This is a genomic window from Streptomyces sp. NPDC043952 (assembly GCF_056435325.1).
In genome coordinates, this window is the sequence record NZ_JBWKES010000019.1 from 12,170 (window position 1) to 15,586 (window position 3,417).

3 protein-coding genes and 1 pseudogene are annotated in these 3,417 nt (G+C 72.0%); 3 read left to right on the forward strand and 1 reads right to left on the reverse strand.

Annotated elements, in window-relative coordinates; genetic code table 11:
- Positions 1-177 precede the first annotated feature (177 nt).
- The 3 genes from AC069R_RS21800 to AC069R_RS21810 all read left to right on the forward strand — a co-directional run bounded on the left by AC069R_RS21800 (position 178) and on the right by AC069R_RS21810 (position 3,110).
- Positions 178-534 (forward strand): hypothetical protein, encoded by a 357-nt coding sequence (locus AC069R_RS21800; protein ID WP_478768472.1) that lies wholly within the window; start codon positions 178-180, stop codon positions 532-534.
- A 52-nt stretch (positions 535-586) separates the two neighbouring features.
- A complete protein-coding gene (gene pgi, locus AC069R_RS21805; protein WP_478768473.1) occupies positions 587-2,239 on the forward strand; it encodes a glucose-6-phosphate isomerase in 1,653 nt (550 codons plus the stop codon).
- Positions 2,240-2,333: 94 nt separating this feature from the next.
- On the forward strand, positions 2,334-3,110 hold the full coding sequence (locus AC069R_RS21810; protein WP_478768474.1) for a hypothetical protein: 777 nt from the start codon (positions 2,334-2,336) through the stop codon (positions 3,108-3,110).
- A 73-nt stretch (positions 3,111-3,183) separates the two neighbouring features.
- On the opposite strand, the pseudogene AC069R_RS21815 reads toward AC069R_RS21810, so the two are convergent.
- Positions 3,184-3,264 (reverse strand): annotated as a pseudogene (locus AC069R_RS21815) (6-phosphogluconolactonase); the annotation flags it as partial.
- Positions 3,265-3,417 lie beyond the last annotated feature (153 nt).

Consider the following 3,417-nt stretch of genomic DNA (forward strand, 5'->3'; position numbering starts at 1 on the left):
ATAGACACCCCCCCCCCGCGCAACACCCCCAAAACCCACAAACACAACCCGCGCCCCCCCCCCCCCCCCCCCCCCCCCCCCCCCCCCCCCCGGAGCCGTATCCGCCGCCCGCGTCCGACCGATTGTCAGTGGCACCCTCTACGGTTCTTGTGAAGGCGACGAGAGCGAGGGGGAGTTGTGACGACGGTGGCGGCGGGGGAGACGGGGGTGCCCGCGTGGCGCGGGGCTTCCGGGCGGCTGTGGCGCGCCGCCGCGCTGCTGGCCGCCCTGGCCGCCGCCCTGCGTGCAGTCCTGCGCGCCGGTACGGCGCGGACCGCGGCGCTCCTCGTCACGGGCTCCGCGCCCGGCCTGCCCCAGTGGAGCGCCACCGGCACCACCCCGATGCAGCAGCGCGGCCCCGCCGGCCGGGCCGGCTCCGCCTCCCACGCTCCGGGTGCCGCCCGCTCCGTCCGCGCGCTGATACCCGTCGGCGGAACGGACGCACCCGTTGCCGCGCCCGAGGACGGCGCCATGGCGGCCCGCGTCCCCGGGTGATCAATTAGGTTGGAACCGCTGGGACAGGCACGAAAGAAGGCGGAAGTCGGAAATGAACGCAGACGGCCGTACCAGGCTCAACCAGACGCCCGAGTGGACCGCTCTCGCCAAGCACAAGGAGGAGCTGGCCGGCACCCATCTGAGGGAGCTGTTCGCCGCCGACCCCGACCGTGGCACCGGGTACACGCTGCGGGTCGGCGACCTCCACATCGACTACAGCAAGCACCTGATCACCGGCGAGACGCTGCGGCTGCTGCGCGAGCTGGCCGCGGCGACGGACGTGTTCGGGCTGCGGGACGCCATGTTCCGCGGCGATAAGATCAACGTCACGGAGAACCGGGCGGTGCTGCACACCGCGCTGCGCGCGCCGCGGGACGCGGTGATCGAGGTGGACGGCGAGAACGTGGTGCCCAAGGTGCACGCCGTCCTCGACAAGATGAGCGACTTCGCGGAGCGGGTGCGCTCGGGCGCCTGGACCGGGCACACCGGCAAGCGGATCCGCAACGTGGTCAACATCGGCATCGGCGGCTCCGACCTCGGGCCCGCGATGGCGTACGAGGCGCTGCGCAGCTTCGCCGACCGCGACCTGACCGTCCGCTTCGTGTCGAACGTGGACGGCGCCGACCTGCACGAGGCCACCCGCGACCTGGACCCGGCCGAGACGCTGTTCATCATCGCCTCCAAGACCTTCACCACCATCGAGACGATTACCAACGCCACCTCCGCGCGCACCTGGCTGCTGACCGCGCTCGGCGACGATGCCGCGGTCGCCCGGCACTTCGTGGCGCTGTCCACCAACGTGGGCAAGGTGACCGAGTTCGGCATCGACCCGGACAACATGTTCGAGTTCTGGGACTGGGTCGGCGGTCGCTACTCGTACGACTCCGCGATCGGTCTCTCCCTGATGATCGCCATCGGCCCGGACCGGTTCCGGGAGATGCTGGACGGGTTCCGGCTGATGGACGAGCACTTCCGCACCGCGCCCGCCGAGGCCAACGCCCCGCTGCTGCTGGGCCTGCTGGGCATCTGGTACGGCAACTTCCACGACGCCCAGTCGCACGCCGTACTGCCGTACAGCCACTACCTGTCCAAGTTCACCGCCTACCTCCAGCAGCTCGACATGGAGTCCAACGGGAAGTACGTGGCGCGGGACGGCAAGCAGGTCGACTGGGGGACTGGGCCGGTCGTGTGGGGCACGCCGGGCACCAACGGGCAGCACGCGTACTACCAGTTGATCCACCAGGGCACCAAGCTGATTCCGGCCGACTTCATCGGCTTCGCCGAGCCGGTGGCCGAGCTGAGCGGTGAACTCAAGGCGCAGCACGACCTGTTGATGGCCAACTTCTTCGCCCAGACCCAGGCGCTGGCCTTCGGCAAGAGTGCCGAGGAGGTCCGTGCGGAGGGTGTGCCCGAGGAGCTGGTGCCGCACAAGACCTTCCAGGGCAACCGGCCCACCACCACCGTCCTGGCGAGGGCACTCACCCCGTCCGTGCTGGGCCAGCTGATCGCGCTGTACGAGCACAAGGTGTTCGTGCAGGGCGCGGTGTGGGACATCGACTCCTTCGACCAGTGGGGCGTGGAGCTGGGCAAGGTCCTCGCCAAGCGCGTGGAGCCCGCCCTCACCGAAGGCGCCGAGGTGCCCGGCCTCGACGCCTCGACCAAGGCGCTGGTCGCCACATACCGGGAGCTGCGCGGCCGTAGCTGACCGGCGGCGGGGAGCGCGGGACATCGGCCGGTGCGCCGCCCGGTGTCCCGTACACTCCCGATGATCATGAACGACACTACGTGGGGGAGCGGCAGTGGCACGGGGGTACCGAGCGCCGGGCGACCGGCGTGACCGCAACTATCTGAAGGCCCATCACGCGGCACGGGCGGTGTTCCACCCCGCCTGGATACCGGAGCCGCTCGACCCGGACGTCGAACAGCTCAAGCGGTTCCGGGTGGCCGCGGGCACGGTCGCCGCCGTCGGCGTCTACACCTTCGTGGAACACCACTTCGCGGTCCGGGAGATGCTGGAGAACCTGCTGGTCGCCTGCGGTGTCCTGCTGGTGATCGCCCCGCTGACGGTCGGGGTGATGCTGTGGATCTGGCGGAAGGGCGGCCCGCTGCGCGCCCTGCGTCCGGCGCTGCTGCGGGCCCTGGGACTGCTGCTCACCTTCGTGGCCTCGGCCGCCGCGACCCTGCTGCTGATCCAGCATCAAAGTGCGCTCAGCTCGACGGTGATGTTGCTGCCGGGCCTGCTGTCCATATGGCTGGTCTGGTTCGTCGGTGCCGGGGCTTTGCGGGTCACCGGGAACTTCTTCGGGACGGCGGCCGTGCACCGCGCTCTGCCGCCCCTGCTCGCCATCGTCACCACCTGGCTGATGGCCCTGCCCGACCTGTTCACCGGCGATCTGCACGGCCTCGGGCTCACCCTCGGCATCGTGTTCATCCTCGGCGCCCCGGTGACGGTCACCGGTATCGCGCTGTACGAACTGGCCGTACTGAAGCGGCGGTTCGGCATACGCCTGACGGACCATCCGGCACTGCACCTCGGCCGGACACCGTACGGCCCCCGGTACGCGTACGGCCGCTGAGCCCGGATACGGGAGACGGCGGGGACCGTCGGCCCCCGCCGTCTCCTCTCCTTCGGCTAGCTGCCGCCGGGCGTCACGGGGACGCCGGCGGATACAGCGAGCGCGGCAGCTGGGAGGCCGCGGCCGAGTCCAGCAGCCACAGGGTGCGGGCCCGGGCGGGGGGGGGGGGGGGGGGGGGGGGGGGGGGGGGCGTGGTGGGGGGGGGGGGGGGGGGGGGGGGGGGGGGGGGGAGGGGGCGGGGGGGGGGGGAGGGGGGGGGGGGGGAGGGAGGGGGGAGGGGGGGGGGGCGGGGGGGCTGGGGCGGCGG